The sequence below is a fragment of the Bacillus sp. HMSC036E02 genome, assembly GCF_001836235.1.
GTDB lineage: Bacteria > Bacillota > Bacilli > Bacillales > Bacillaceae_G > Bacillus_A > Bacillus_A cereus.
This window is the reverse complement of sequence record NZ_KV827856.1, coordinates 496,850-511,584: the sequence shown is the minus strand read 5'-3', so window position 1 is coordinate 511,584 and position 14,735 is coordinate 496,850. Positions and strand designations below refer to the sequence as shown.

Sequence of the window (14,735 nt, the reverse complement as noted above, 5' to 3'; positions counted from 1 at the left end):
GGAAGAAGCGAAAAAAGAACTTGGAAAAGACCAAGTTACGATTGAATTCTTAAACTACGATACTGGTAATGCGAAAAAAGTTGGCGAATATATTAAAGATCAGATTGAGAAAAACTTAAAAGGTGTAACAGTTAATATTAAACTTCAACCATTTAAGCAAAAACTAAAATTAGAAACTGAACAACAATATGATATTTCGTATGGCGGATGGAATCCGGATTATGCAGATCCAATGACGTTCTTAGATATGTTTGAGACTGGACATTCTCATAACCAAATGAGCTTCTCTGACCCTAAATATGACGGTATGGTGAAAAAAGCTGGAACGGAATTAATGAGCGATGCAAAGAAACGTTGGGAAGAGTTAGGAAAAGCTGAAAAAACATTACTTGAAGAAGATGTAGCGATTGTACCTTTATATCAACGTGGAGATTCTTATGTTTTACAACCAAATGTAAAAGGTGTAGTAAAACATAATATCAGTCCAGAATTTAGCTTTAAGTGGGCATATGTAACTGAAAAATAATAGAGTTGAAAAAGCATTTAAAAGTGGCTTAGCTACTTTTAAATGCTTTTTTTGTGAGCTTAAAATACTAATTTTTAGTGTGGTTAAATAGAAGAGAATAAGGTGTATAGTATGTACATATAGTAGATGGGGGATAAATCCTACTAAATTAAAAAAATCAGAATATTTAAAATTAAACTATTTACAAATACGAAAAAAAGAGTAGAATAACATTAGTTGTAATTTTCTGAAAAACAAATCTTTAGTAAGGGGTCTCTCAAGGATTGGTAATGTACATATAATTAGGGAGGGTATAAAAATGAAGAGAAAAAAGCTGAAAAAGTTAACGGCAGTTGTAGTACCAGTCTTAGCGATGAGTGTTGCATTGACAGCATGTTCTGGGTCAGGTGGGGAAAAGAAAACGACTACTACATCAAATAGTGGGGAAGAAAAAAAATCTGATATTAAATATGCAGCGAAACAAGTATTAAATCGTACGGAAAACCAAGAAATTCCGACGATGGATACTTCTAAATCTACTGATACATTAGGTTCGCAAATTTTAGGGAACACGATGGAAGGCCTATATCGCCTTGATAAAGATAATAAGCCAATTCCTGCTGCGGCAGAGTCTAGTACGAAAAGTGAAGATGGTAAAAAGTATACGTTTAAACTGCGAAAAGATGCAAAATGGTCAAATGGTGATCCTGTAACAGCGAAAGATTTCGTTTTTGCATGGAAGCGCTTACTTGATAAGAGTACTGCGGCAGAATATGCATTTATTGCTTACTATATTAAAAATGCAGAAGCGATTAATAAAGGAGAAAAACCTGTAACTGAATTAGGAGCGAAGGCGGTAGATGATTACACGCTAGAAGTAGAATTAGAAAAACCGGTACCGTATTTCTTAAATTTATTAGCATTCCCATCATACTATCCATTAAATGAAAAATTCGTAAAAGAAAAAGGTGATAAGTACGGTTTAGAAGCAGATACAACTGTGTATAATGGTCCATTCGTTATGTCTTCATGGAAACATGAACAAGGTTGGCAGCTGAAGAAAAATGATAAGTACTGGGATAAAAAGACTGTGAAATTAGAAGAAATTAACTATAGTGTAGTAAAAGAGGTTGCAACGAAAGTAAACTTATATGATACAGGATCAATTGATTTTACATTACTATCAGGAGAGTTTGTAGATAAATATAAATCGAACAAAGAAGAATATGGTGAGTATGCGGAATCAAGTACATTCTTCTTACGTTTAAATCAAAAACGTAACGGACAAGATACGCCTTTAAAGAGCAAAAAACTTCGTGAAGCAATTGCATTATCAGTTGATAAAAAAGGATTGGCAAATGTAATTTTAAATAATGGTTCAAAAGCAACAGATCAATTGGTTCCAAAAGGACTTGCGACAGGGCCAGATGGTAAAGATTATCAAGATACATTTAAAAATGGTCTGAAATATAATCCGAAAAAAGGAGCAGCAGCGTGGGAAGAAGCGAAAAAAGAACTTGGAAAAGATCAAGTTACAATTGAATTGCTAAGCTATGATGATGGAACTGCGAAAAAGATTGCTGACTATGTAAAAGATCAAATTGAGAAAAATTTAAAAGGTGTAACGATTAATACGAAAATTCAGCCGTTCAAACAAAAATTAAAATTAGAAACTGCGCAAGATTATGAAATTTCTTATGCAGGTTGGAGTCCAGACTATGCGGATCCAATGACATTTATTGATATGTTTGAATCGAAGAGCCCGTACAACCAAATGAGTTATTCAAATCCAAAATACGATGAAATGGTAGGAAAAGCAGGTAATGAATTAATGAGTGATGCGAAAAAACGCTGGGAAACGTTAGGGAAAGCTGAAAAATTATTCCTTGAAGAAGATGCAGGGTTAGTTCCTTTATATCAAACAGGAAGATCGTATGTAATGAAACCGAATGTAAAAGGAATTGTGAAACATAACATCAGTCCAGAATATAGCTTTAAGTGGGCGTATGTAACTGAGGATGGCGGAAAAAAATAAAGTGAAAGCATTTCAAAAGTGGCTGAGCTGCTTTTGAAATGCTTTTTAGTATGTATAAGGGAATAAATATCGTTAGCCTATTGAGAATCGGGTAGGTAATTAGGAAGGTTCTATCGGAGGGATTTAGAGAGGTCAGTAAGTAGTAAGACAGATGATAGTAAGAGACCTCATGCTAATAAGAAAAATATAGAACGTAGTAATAGAGTGGAATAAGGGGAGGGATGTTTACATATAGTAGACGGGGATAATTCATATAGTAGTTAAAACAACAAGTTACTATAATAAAAAAATAAATATTTAGAAAATTTACAAAAATACTTTACAAAATTTAAAAAAATAGTAGAATATTAATTAATAAGAATTTTCTGATAACGAAAGTTAGTAGAGAAATTCTAAATGTTAATATCGTACATATAATTGGGGAGGGTACAAAAAATGAAGAGAAAAAAGATGAAAAAATTGACAGCGGTCGTAGCACCAGTTTTAGTAATGAGTATGGCATTAACAGCTTGCTCTGGATCAGGAGATAAAGAGAAGGCAAGCACAACACCGAAAAGTGGTGAAAAAGAAGGCGGAAAGCTAGCGGCGAAGCAAGTGCTTAATTTAACAGAGTCTCAAGAGATTCCATCTATGGACTCTGCTAAAGCGACAGACCAAGTATCGTTTCTAGCTTTAAACAACGTAATGGAAGGTTTATATCGACTTGATAAAGATAATAAAGCAACACCAGGAGTTGCTGAATCATATAAAAAGAGTGATGATGGTAAAAAGTATACATTTACATTAAATAAAAATGCAAAATGGTCAAATGGAGAGCCTGTAACAGCGAAAGATTTCGTGTTTGCTTGGAAACGTGCGGTAGATAAAAATACAGCAGCAGAATATGCATACATTATGTTTGATTTGAAAAATGCACAAGCGATTAATGAAGGAAAAGCTGAACTAGATACGTTAGGAGTAAAAGCTGTAGATGACTATACGTTAGAAGTAGAATTAGAAAATCCAGTTCCTTACTTTGTAGAATTAACTTCATTTGGAACATTTTATCCATTAAACGAGAAATTTGTAAAAGAAAAAGGTGAAAAGTACGGTTTAGAATCAGATACGACGTTATACAACGGACCGTTTACATTGACAGACTGGAAACATGAAGAAGGTTGGAAGTTAAAGAAAAATGCACAATATTGGGATAATAAAACAGTGAAGTTAGATGAAATCAACTTTAACGTAGTAAAAGATAGTGGTACACGTGTTAACTTATATGAAAGTGGACAAATCGATCGTTCAGGACTTACATCTGAATTTGTTGACAAATATAAATCAAACCCCGACTTCTTTACACAAAAAACACCGTCAACGTACTTCTTACGCTTAAACCAAAAACGTGGTGGGCAAGATACAGTGTTAAAGAGCAAAGATCTACGTTTAGCGATTGCAAAAGCGTATGATAAAAAAGGCTTAACGAACGTTATTTTAAATGACGGATCTACACCGGCAGATTACTTAGTACCAAAAGAATTTGCTAAGAGCCCAGATGGAAAAGACTTCCGTAAAGAAAATGGAGATATTTTAAAAACAGATGTGAAAAAAGCAAAAGAGCATTGGGAAAAAGCGAAAAAAGAACTTGGAAAAGATGCAATTACAGTAGAACTATTAAACTATGATGGTGATGGTGCGAAAAAAGTAGGAGAATTCTTAAAAGGAGAACTTGAGAAAAACTTACCAGGTTTAACAGTGAATTTGAAAAACCAGCCATTTAAACAAAAGTTAAAATTAGAATCAGATCTAGATTATGATTTATCTTACGCTGGTTGGGGACCTGACTACTTAGATCCAATGACATTCATTGATATGTTTGTTACAAATGGCCCTCATAACCAAACAGGATATTCAAATCCTAAATATGATGAAATTGTACAAAAAGGTAAAGGTGAGCTATTAACGAAAACGAAAGAGCGTTGGGATAGCTTACTGAAAGCGGAGAAAATGTTATTGGAAGATGCAGCAATTGCACCATTATATCAACGTGGTGATGCTATCGTTCAAAGACAGAAAGTAAAAGGTATTGTTCACCATCCAGTTGGTGGAGACTACAGCTATAAATGGGCATATATTACAGAGGATAAGTAAGATGAGGGGCGTACAATACGCCCTTTTTTCTATGCACTTTTCTTCCGTGCTCGAATATATAAAATAAAAAAGGGAGAATCCCATGAAACGAAACACATACATCGATTTCCTAGCTTATTACGGAATAGGAAGTGCTCATCCTGGTGGCTTTACGTTAACAAAACAATTGTTAGCACAACTGCCTTTTAAATATGGAGCGAATGTCCTTGAGATAGGTTGCGGTACGGGGAAAACAGCGGCGTATATGACAAGGGAATTTGGCTATAAAGTAACAACGGTTGAAAAGAATGAAATTATGATTCAAAAGGCAAAAGATAGATGGTTGTTTGAAGGGTTAGATATACAATTAATTGAAGGAAATGTAGAGCATTTACCGTGTTTGAATAACTCATTTGAGTTCGTACTTGGAGAATCAATCATCGCTTTTACAGACAAAGAAAGGGTTATCTCGGAGTGTTATCGTGTATTACAGCAGGACGGTAAGCTTGTTGTCATTGAAATGATTATTGATAGGCACATTGATAAGGGTGAGGAAGAAAAAATCGCCCAATTATATGGCATGAAAGAACTGTTAACTGAGAATGAGTGGGTACAATTATTTCAGAAAGCAAATTTTAAAAGAATTACAATTGCGGGTGGTGGCACGATTGCAGAAACAATCTCTGGCTATGTAGAAGAGCCAGAATGGAATGTATCCTCACATATTCCGAATGAGTTATATGAGGCGTGGATACAGCATGAAAATGTACGGCTTATGTACCAACACATTTTAGGGCATCGTATTTTTATATGTGAAAAATAAAGAAAAAGAGTTGGCTAAAGGTAGCCAACTCTTTACTATGTTAAATGAAAAATAATGCAGCTAATGTAATTCCGAAGATGAAACCAAATCCGAGTTCAACACCCCAGCCACAACCGCCGCCTCCCCAGCCGCCGCAACCACAACTACTACAACCACGACCACCACATCCGCAGCTGCTGAATCCACCACCGCATCCGAATCCACAACTATCACACCTGCTAAGGCCTCCACAAAGGTCACAACCACCGTTTGCATAAGCGTCGTAGTATCCGAACCCTGAATCAAAAGATGAGCGCTGTTGTACCGGTTCGATCCATACAGAGTTTTGTGTCACATCGATTATTTTACCTAAATGTATACGGCCATCACGGTCTTCAATCCGAACAACTTTTCCGAAATAACGTTGGCATGTATCATAACATTTTTGTCTATGCATATTCTTTTCTCCTTCCGCATTACAGTAATACGATATGTAAGGGGGACAAGTGCGGCTTGTACGAATGCCCTATCTATCATAATTGTTATAGGAAAGGGGAAATATAAGAAGAGGATATATAAGGAGGAAAAGGCATGAAATCTACAGATCAGTTTCAGACATACGAAGTACCGTGGGAAGATTTTATTGAAGCGTTACGAGAGGAAATGAAGAAGCAAGTAGGGGCAGATATTATTGATACAGTAGTTTGCAATTTAGAAGATGGTTTTGAAGTGTATACATATGTGCAGGGGGATTTAGATTTTGAATATAAGGAAGCGCTTGAGAGAAAATACGGAAGTGATGCGAAGACACCTAATGTGTTAACGATAATGTTATTAGCTAGTATTTATAATACAAGTGAAGAGAATATACGCTTGCATGCGGATAATAAAGAGAATCCGATTGTTGAAGTGTATGTAAAGCAATGAAACACGCTGTGGAAGGCGTGTTTTTTATTTGTATGATAAAATGTTAGAAAATTGAGAAAGAAGGTGAAGGATTGGGAATTAAACATCTTAATTTAACAGTTACAGATGTAACAGCAGCTAGAGAGTTTTTAGAGAAGTATTTTGGTCTAATTTGTAGTGGAACAAGGGGAAATGGCTTTGCAGTTATGCGTGATAATGATGGATTTATACTAACTTTAATGAAAGGAAAAGAAGTTCAGTATCCCAGAACATTTCACGTAGGATTTCCACAAGAAAGTGAAGAACAAGTAGATAAGATAAATCAAAGATTGAAGGAAGATGGATTTTTGGTCGAGCCTCCTAAGCATGTCCATGCGTATACGTTTTACGTTGAAGCACCTGGTGGATTTACAATAGAAGTGATGTGTTAAGTCAAAAATCAAACTTTTTGTTATGTGTTTTTAAAATAAAAAGTAGGAAAAGTCTGTTTTAAGTGTGGAGCTTAAACAGGCTTTTTTACTTATAGTATCGGATAGAAAACGCTAGAAGGAATAATATTCAGTTCTTATAACTGTTTACATAATAAAATTATGCTGGGTTCGTTGTCCTAAAATACAAGTCATATATCTTGTTTCCTCTCATAAATTTAAACATAGGAATTTGTCTACAAAGGTGGCGAAGCCTCATCATGAAAATCCGAATTTGTGCCACGTTCATGTTGTTTCTATTTATATGTTTACCTTTATCAGCTTTTGCAAAAGGAGAGGAGGCAAAGGAAAGGGTCGTTTCACTTGTATATGACGATTCGGGCAGCATGAGAAATAACGATCGCTGGAAATATGCCAATTATGCTTTGCAAAGTTTAGTTGCGCTATTGGATGAAAAAGATAAATTTTCTTACGTTCCAATGAGTAAGCCGAATGAGCCATTAAACATTTCGTTAACGAAGGATAAAAGGCAAACAGAAATTGAGGGAATTGGAGCATGGAAAACGTATTTAAATACTCCATTTAGCGCGGTAGAAACGGCGATGCAATCTATAAAAAAGGAAGCTGATATAGATGGAAAACGTGAATTTTGGCTTATTGTATTAACTGACGGGGCATTTAATGATTTAGAGAAAGATAAGGTTGGCGGAAAAGAACAAATTTTGCAGAAATTAGCCCAGTTTAAGAAAGAAATGGATGCAAAAAAGATATCGTTACATCCAGTCTTAATTACGATGGAAGAAGATTTAGGACAACAAGAAAAAGAACAACTAAATACGTTCAAGGAAATATGGAAGAAAGAGATAAATGGTGTTACGATGCCGTCAAGCGGAGAAGATGGCATTGTAAAAAGTGTAAATCAAGTGGCAGCATTAGTTGCAAATCGTGATCCATTCTCCTCTGTTGAATCGATTGTAAAAACGAAAGTAGTGGGGAAAAGAGTAGAGATTACAACACCGTTTCCATTAAAGCGTATGACGCTTGTACGACAATCGCCTTCTCTGCCCGATTATCAGGTCACACAAATTTCTAAACCATTACAATTGCAATCTTCTTTTTCCATACATGCACCAGGAGAAGCAAAATTGTTCGGAAATATAGTTCATATAAGTACGGAAAATGAGGAAGTTATTAAACCAGGAACTTATACGATAGAAGTGGACCAGGACATTGAGAAAGAAGGACTACAAGTACTAGTTGAACCAGCGCTTAATTATACGGTTTCTACTTATGACAAAGATGATAGTAGTCAAAAAAATGTAGAGAAAATGTACGAAGGTGTTACTGCTGTTATTGAAGCAAGGCCTACGGAGTTGCCAGTTCAGTCTTCTTACTTTCAGGCAGAAGTAGAAATAGACGGAAAACAATATGCAATGAAGTGGAACGATAAGAGGCATGTGTTTTATTACGAAACGAAGCTTGGTAAAGGGTTAGTACGCGGGAAAGTTCATATGAATATAAAGGGGTTTTATAGACAGACGAAAGAATTTAAAATTGAAACAGCTGAGAAACCGAAATTATCACTTCAAACTGTTACAAAAGATTATGAAGAAAAAGTGACAAATTTAGAGAATAGTAAACCATTTGTTTTACAACCACAGTTAGATGGCAAGTCAATGACAGAAGAAGCTGTAAAAAAACTATTAAAATCTACTGGTGTCACATCTAAACAATCAATCAATTATGAAATAAAGCAACATGGAAATCAAATCTATGTTTATCCTCGTCCCTATTACTCCGACACATTTAATTTTACAGATACCGGCACCGTAGAAGCTACCATCGTAATGCAGGATTCAAAATTACAAGAAGTAAAGAAAAACATAACATTCCATATTCAAGATGCTCCGTTTTATGAAAAATATGCGCTTATTTTTAAGTTTGTCATTCCTATCACTTTATTACTACTAGTAGTAGGAATCATTGTTTTAGGATGGATTGTTCGGCCAAGATTTCACCGGAAAGCACTACTGTATTATGAATGGGATCAAGAGGTAGCGAAAGATTGGCTATATCAATCTGAACCAGAATTACTTCGAAATAAATGGTGGAACCATTATTTTGGTATCCCATTTAGAGCAGAAAGAAAAACAGTGCAATCCGTTACGTTTATAGCGAAGAAAGGTTCGAAATCTGTCTTTGTAGCGAAAGAATCACAAGTAGTTGGAATGATTATTGATGGAATGTTTATAACAGAGGATGAAGTAGGAATGGAACATAAGACACTATATCCAAATGAACTTTTACTAATTGATAGAGGATATGGTAAAGAGATTTACAAGTACGAATGTGAATAGTAGGTAGGGATAAGAAGGGGATGGAGTATGGATTCTCTTTCCCTTTTTTCAAACAAGCAAGAATAGGAAGGTGGTTCACATGACATTACAAGTTCCAACAATATTAATTGGTTTAGGTGGAATCGGTAGTACTGTGACGCATCAAATATATGAAAAATTACCTGAAGAGCGCCGGAAAAAGGTAGCAATGCACGTATTTGATACAGATGTGAATACATTGAGTAAATTTGATCATATTCGAAAGTTTAAGACACAAACGAGTTCTAGTAAAACGCCCAGGGAGTATATTGCAGGAGATCCAACAATCCCAGAGTGGTTTCCGATGGATCCGACTATACTTGATAAACCATTAACAGAAGGAGCAGGACAGTTACGCGTCATTTCACGTTTAGCGTTACGTGCTGCGATGAAAGAAGATAAATTAACGTCCTTTTGGCAAGAAATTGAGAAAATTTTTCCGGTTACAAGTGATCAAACAGAATATGGTGTGCGTGTCATTATAGTAACATCACTAGCAGGCGGAACAGGTTCGGGGATGTTTCTGCAAATTGCATTATATTTACGTGAAATGCTTCGGAAAAAATTACAGCATCATAACATTTTAATACGCGGTGCGTTTTTAATGCCGGATGTTTTAGTAAAGACGAGAACAGTTAGTGCGAAAGAGTTTGAAACGGTGCAAGCGAACGGCTATGCATCGTTAAAAGAATTACATGCTATTACGCTCGGTTCTACTGGAGAATTATCAAAACGCGGCGGTGTAACAATTGAATTAGAGTATCGCCCTGATCAAGTAGATGAAGACGGAAGAACGAATCATACAATTAAACAACATCATTTACCGTACAATTATTGTTTCTTATACGATTATGAAAACCTACATGGACACCATTTACACAATTTATCAGATTATATGGAACAGATGGCAAATACAATTTATTTACAGTTATTTAGCCCGATGTCCACAAGTCATTTTGCACAAGAAGACAATCAAATTCAGCAATTAGCAGAATCAAGCGGAAAAGGACGATATTGCGGGGCAGGAACGGCAAAACTCATTTATCCGTATGAGCATGTGTTAAAATATTGTGCTTTAAAATGGGCTGTGCAAGGTTTAGATGAATCGTGGCTTCATTTAGATCAACTGTTTCAAGAGAAGAAGCAAAGATATGACCAAGATGTAAAACGTGGGATGCAGCGTGAAAAGCCGGAGAGAGGTAAAAGTTATTTAGAGGACTTGGAACATCTTGCTACCCGTCCAGAGCAAGCTCATATTTTCTATAGACAAATGTACAATGAAACACGTGAAGGAGCAGAGGGGGGTAAGCTCGGAGTTGCGAAATCAAAACTGTTTTTAGAAGCTGTAGAAAGTTATGTACAACGAACGGTGCAAAAAGATGAGGAATTAAATCGTCTGCAACATGAGTGTAAAATTTCAGCTGCGAAACTGAAAATGATGGAACAAATGAAAGGTGAAGTGGCAAGAGTGGATCATGCGGTTCGTTTATATGCGTATGCGATTCCGAGCCGTGTACATGAACATGTAACGACACTTTTATATGACATGATTGAATCAGACCGCTTTTCACCAAGTGGTTCTGAAGGGCAGTCCTATCAATTAAATACATGGTTTTTAAAGAAAACAGATCCAGTTCACCCAGTAGCAGCACGTTTTATGTTATATGAAATTCGAAAGCAGTTAGTGGAAAAAATGAATCGACTACATGAAAATAATGAACAAAAGCGTAATGTAATTCAAAACTACGATAAAAAATTTAATGTAGGTAATATCGATGGAACGGTAACGGCTGTACGCCGAGTAGAAATTGCTCAACAACAAGGCTGGTTTGGAAAAATGATTAATAATCAGCAACGTTTATTCAAAAGAGAATTTGAAGACATCATAACGCAATATGTACACAAATTAAATGAATATCGAAAAGAAATGCTATTAGAACTTGTATATCAATCGCTATATCAAGCAGTTAATAAAATGATTCAATATTGGGAAAGATTTTTTGATAATTTACATGAAACACGTGAAAATTTACTGTTTGAAATCCAAAAGCGCAGTAAGGAATTTGAAGGGAAAACAAACCCGACGAATGTATATGTATTAGCTGAGGAACAGCTGCAAGAAAAGATATGGCAAGATATGCAGCAACATTTAAATTTAGGTGTACTGCCGAAAGATATATCAGCGGAAATTTATATGAGTTTGTACGGGGAATATTGTCGTGATGCGAAAACAGAAGAGATTCAGTCGAAAAAGGTAGAGGATTTCTATCGCGAACATATACTGAGCTATTGTTATGACGAACTGCAAGTACGCTATCGTGATAAATTAGAATTGAATATTATTGAAGCGTTGCGAAAAGAAGCAGATTATAAGAAACGTGATCGCGATGAATACGTGCGTGAAAAAATTGAAGACCTGTTCCATTTAGCAAGTCCGTTCATTCCGAAAGTTGCTCATCATAGGGAATTACAATATTGGGGTATACATCCTTCTTTAAAGAAAGAGCTGCAAGAGGAATTAATTCAAGAAATGTTTAAAGAAAAAGATACAGTACATGAAGCCTTTTCGCCATTTGAAGTGATCTGTTATCGAGCGCATTACGGCTTATCGCTGCAGGACTTTCCTAAATTATCATCAGGACATATTTCAAACGGATTTATGAATGATAAAGGTGACTATTTCCAATCGTATTATCGCCGTGTAAACAAATTAAATAGTAAAAAATCTAGTTTAACGCCGCATTTAGATAAGTATTGGCACTTACCAGCCTTTATGCCAGATTTAAACGCGACTCAAACAAAATTAGATTATGATAAATGTAATCGTGCATTACTATACGCATATATGTATCGCTGGATTAGTTTAGTTGCTGTTGATGGACAGTTTGTGTATCAATATAACGGTGTGGGACGTAGCTTTTTAATTCAGTCGATGGGAAAAAATATTTCAAGCGAAAGTTATAAATTACACAGAGCATTGCTTCATAATCCGTTTATTTATGAAAACATCTTGTCACGATTTGAAGAAGAGCAAGAAAAGGCGATGATACAAGGTGGACATTTATATACACATCCGTTCGTATTAGGAGCCCAAGATGTAAGATGGCTTAGAAAAGAACATGTCCACAATCTTTTAGACATGATTTTAATGTATGACCGTGAAGCGAAGTATGATCCGACGTTAGAAGAAACATCAGATGAATTATTAAGACTATTCCTTGATGAAATCGAGTTGTATTTCCAGAACTATTACGGCACAGGTGCTGATATGGTTGCAAAGAAAGAGAAAGAAATGTTTATTAAACAATTGTGGGATCGCTCGCATGCGAAAGGATATGTAGATCCAAATAGCGCTCCGTATAAAAAATGGCAAAATTTATTAAGTATTCAAGATGAAGAAGAAACGCCAAAAACGAATGTATAGTGAATGAAAAGGGAATCCTTAAAAGTGGCAATACAACTTTAGAAAAGAGGGATTCTGATGCCGTTTTTAGGAAGTGTATATCAAATATTTGGGTTATATCCGGAACTTTATTATGGGATGATTTCAGCAGAGTTGCAAGAGGAAGCTCAGAAGGAGCATCTTGAAAATAGTAGTGCAGAAGCTGAAGTGGAAGAATAAAAAAAAGTGCAGATGAAAATCTGCACTTTTTTGTTAGTATTAAAATGGTGAAATAACCTCAAGTGAATTATTATTTTTGAATAATAATTCACTTGAGGTTATTATGATTTTCATTACATTGTATGTAATGAAAATTGTATGAAAATCAATGTAATAAAATGCATATGAATATTAAGGTGGAAAACAACAATGTTTTTGAGAAAATAATTATGTATAAAAATAACATTTGATACATAATCAGCCGATTATTTTTGAGTGATTTATTATTGACAATATAATTAATTATATGATAAATTCAATCAGCATTCTTAATGGTTTTTTGGTATGGTTAATATTTTGAAAATTCAATACGGTATAAAGAGATTGATTTTTCTGTTTTTATTGAGACGGGTTACTAAGTCTATAGGGGAAGTGAACTATGTATATTTTTATTTTTAAAATAGAACAGTAATAAAGAATGTAACAAGTAAGAGATAAACTTGAAAAAGAGGTTTCAAAGAATGAGTCTTTTCATAAAGAAAGCAATGGATGAAGAAAAGAAAAAAGTATTGAATCAAACTTTAGGAGCGATTGATTTAACTCTTTTAGGTATTGGAGCAATTATTGGTACAGGTATTTTCGTATTAACTGGTATTGTAGCAGCGAAACATGCTGGTCCGGCGATTGTATTATCTTTTGTATTAGCGGCAATTATATGTGCATGTGTAGCTTTCTGTTATGCTGAATTTGCATCTACAGTTCCAGTTTCGGGAAGTGTATATTCATATACATATATGACACTAGGTGAGATTTTTGCATTTATAGTTGGCTGGTGTGTTATGCTGGAGTATTTATTAGCGACTTCTGCGGTTGCAGCAGGCTGGTCAGCATATTTTCAGTCATTGCTACTAGGTTTTAATATTCACATTCCTACGGTTTTTGCTTCGGCACCAGGAATGGGGAAGGGTGGAATCATTGATTTACCAGCAGTTCTTATTATTTTAGTTGTTACATTTTTATTAAGCCGTGGTGCAAAAGAAAGTGCACGAATTAATAATATAATGGTTATTATTAAACTGGCTGTTATTGTAGGATTTATTGTTGTAGGGACACAATATGTAAGACCAGAGAATTGGCAACCATTTCTACCGTTTGGTTTTCACGGTGTGGTAGGGGGCGCTGCTACTGTATTTTTTGCTTTTTTAGGATTTGATGCAGTTGCAACAGCCGCAGAGGAAGTGAAGCGTCCACAACGTAACGTGCCAATTGGGCTACTTGTTTCCTTGTTCATTTGTACCGTTCTATATGTAGGTGTTTCATTCGTGCTAACTGGAATGGTTCCGTTTACGGAATTAAATGTTGCTGATCCGGTTGCATATGCGTTGCGCACTGTAGGAGAAGATAGAATTGCTGGGTTGTTATCGGTGGGAGCGATAGCAGGGCTAACAACAGTTCTGTTAGTAGCTATGTTTGCATTTGTTCGTGTATCTTACTCGATGAGTCGAGATGGACTGTTACCAAAAAGACTTTCAAGTGTCCATAAACGTTTACAAACTCCATTTTTTAATACGTGGGTTACAGGTATACTAGCAGCTTTATTAGCGGGATTAGTGGATTTGAATTTATTAGCTAATTTAGTGAATATGGGAACGATAACAGCATTTGTGTTTGTATCTATAGCTGTCATTGTATTAAGAAAGACACATCCTAATATGAAGAGGCCATTCCGTGCCCCTCTAGTACCTTTTTTACCTATCGTTTCAATAGTAAGTTGTATATATTTGGCATTGAACCTTTCTAAGCTTACTTTAATTAGTTTTGTGGCATGGATTATAATAGGGGTTTTCATATATTTTGTATATGCTAAAAAACATAGTAATGTTAGAAATAGAAATAAAGTATAGTCCATTGAAATAATACTTGTAATGGAAATGAAAACACGCTACTTATTCATATAAGAACAAGTAGCGTGTT

General features: G+C 35.2%; 11 protein-coding genes. 10 read left to right on the top strand and 1 reads right to left on the bottom strand.

Translation table 11 applies throughout. The features are described from left to right. From HMPREF2590_RS20525 to HMPREF2590_RS20510, 4 genes are all read left to right on the top strand, one after another. On the top strand, window positions 1–526 hold a 526-nt coding region (locus HMPREF2590_RS20525), incomplete at its 5' end, for an ABC transporter substrate-binding protein (protein WP_256325169.1). A gap of 298 nt (window positions 527–824) precedes the next feature. Continuing rightward, window positions 825–2,540 (top strand): peptide ABC transporter substrate-binding protein, encoded by a 1,716-nt coding sequence (locus HMPREF2590_RS20520; protein ID WP_000823430.1) that lies wholly within the window; start codon window positions 825–827, stop codon window positions 2,538–2,540. A gap of 435 nt (window positions 2,541–2,975) precedes the next feature. Then, window positions 2,976–4,670: a peptide ABC transporter substrate-binding protein gene (locus tag HMPREF2590_RS20515; RefSeq protein ID WP_000823447.1), complete on the top strand. Its 1,695-nt coding sequence runs from the start codon at window positions 2,976–2,978 to the stop codon at window positions 4,668–4,670. Between the two features lie 82 nt (window positions 4,671–4,752). Beyond that, window positions 4,753–5,472: a class I SAM-dependent methyltransferase gene (locus tag HMPREF2590_RS20510; protein ID WP_000828248.1), complete on the top strand. Its 720-nt coding sequence runs from the start codon at window positions 4,753–4,755 to the stop codon at window positions 5,470–5,472. A 40-nt stretch (window positions 5,473–5,512) separates the two neighbouring features. Here HMPREF2590_RS20510 and HMPREF2590_RS20505 read toward each other — a convergent pair whose 3' ends face one another. Then, a complete protein-coding gene (locus tag HMPREF2590_RS20505; protein WP_000554977.1) occupies window positions 5,513–5,908 on the bottom strand; it encodes a hypothetical protein in 396 nt (131 codons plus the stop codon). A gap of 134 nt (window positions 5,909–6,042) precedes the next feature. On the opposite strand from HMPREF2590_RS20505, the gene HMPREF2590_RS20500 reads away from it, so the two are divergent. The 6 genes from HMPREF2590_RS20500 (at window position 6,043) to HMPREF2590_RS20475 (ending at window position 14,665) form a co-directional block, all read left to right on the top strand. Next, window positions 6,043–6,378, top strand: coding sequence for a hypothetical protein (locus HMPREF2590_RS20500; protein ID WP_000842885.1), 336 nt, complete (start codon window positions 6,043–6,045; stop codon window positions 6,376–6,378). Between the two features lie 71 nt (window positions 6,379–6,449). After that, on the top strand, window positions 6,450–6,788 hold the full coding sequence (locus HMPREF2590_RS20495) for a VOC family protein (protein WP_000511521.1): 339 nt from the start codon (window positions 6,450–6,452) through the stop codon (window positions 6,786–6,788). Between the two features lie 257 nt (window positions 6,789–7,045). Further along, window positions 7,046–9,142 (top strand): vWA domain-containing protein, encoded by a 2,097-nt coding sequence (locus HMPREF2590_RS20490; RefSeq protein WP_030027104.1) that lies wholly within the window; start codon window positions 7,046–7,048, stop codon window positions 9,140–9,142. Window positions 9,143–9,221: 79 nt separating this feature from the next. Continuing rightward, window positions 9,222–12,584 carry a tubulin-like doman-containing protein gene (locus HMPREF2590_RS20485; RefSeq protein ID WP_003315806.1) on the top strand — a complete coding sequence of 1,121 codons (3,363 nt, stop codon included), beginning with the start codon at window positions 9,222–9,224 and terminating at the stop codon, window positions 12,582–12,584. Window positions 12,585–12,641: 57 nt separating this feature from the next. Then, the gene (locus tag HMPREF2590_RS20480) at window positions 12,642–12,782 is read left to right on the top strand and encodes a hypothetical protein (RefSeq protein WP_001116193.1); all 141 of its coding nucleotides are present in this window, start codon (window positions 12,642–12,644) and stop codon (window positions 12,780–12,782) included. A gap of 500 nt (window positions 12,783–13,282) precedes the next feature. After that, window positions 13,283–14,665, top strand: a complete 1,383-nt coding sequence (locus HMPREF2590_RS20475; RefSeq protein WP_000051665.1) for an APC family permease — start codon at window positions 13,283–13,285, stop codon at window positions 14,663–14,665. Window positions 14,666–14,735: the final 70 nt, after the last annotated feature.

Coding starts and splice junctions, on each gene's coding strand:
- HMPREF2590_RS20520 (WP_000823430.1), top strand. CDS start 825: ATGAAGAGAAAAAAGCTGAAAAAGTTAACGGCAGTTGTAGTACCAGTC.
- HMPREF2590_RS20515 (WP_000823447.1), top strand. CDS start 2,976: ATGAAGAGAAAAAAGATGAAAAAATTGACAGCGGTCGTAGCACCAGTT.
- HMPREF2590_RS20510 (WP_000828248.1), top strand. CDS start 4,753: ATGAAACGAAACACATACATCGATTTCCTAGCTTATTACGGAATAGGA.
- HMPREF2590_RS20505 (WP_000554977.1), bottom strand. CDS start 5,908: ATGCATAGACAAAAATGTTATGATACATGCCAACGTTATTTCGGAAAA.
- HMPREF2590_RS20500 (WP_000842885.1), top strand. CDS start 6,043: ATGAAATCTACAGATCAGTTTCAGACATACGAAGTACCGTGGGAAGAT.
- HMPREF2590_RS20490 (WP_030027104.1), top strand. CDS start 7,046: ATGAAAATCCGAATTTGTGCCACGTTCATGTTGTTTCTATTTATATGT.
- HMPREF2590_RS20485 (WP_003315806.1), top strand. CDS start 9,222: ATGACATTACAAGTTCCAACAATATTAATTGGTTTAGGTGGAATCGGT.
- HMPREF2590_RS20480 (WP_001116193.1), top strand. CDS start 12,642: ATGCCGTTTTTAGGAAGTGTATATCAAATATTTGGGTTATATCCGGAA.
- HMPREF2590_RS20475 (WP_000051665.1), top strand. CDS start 13,283: ATGAGTCTTTTCATAAAGAAAGCAATGGATGAAGAAAAGAAAAAAGTA.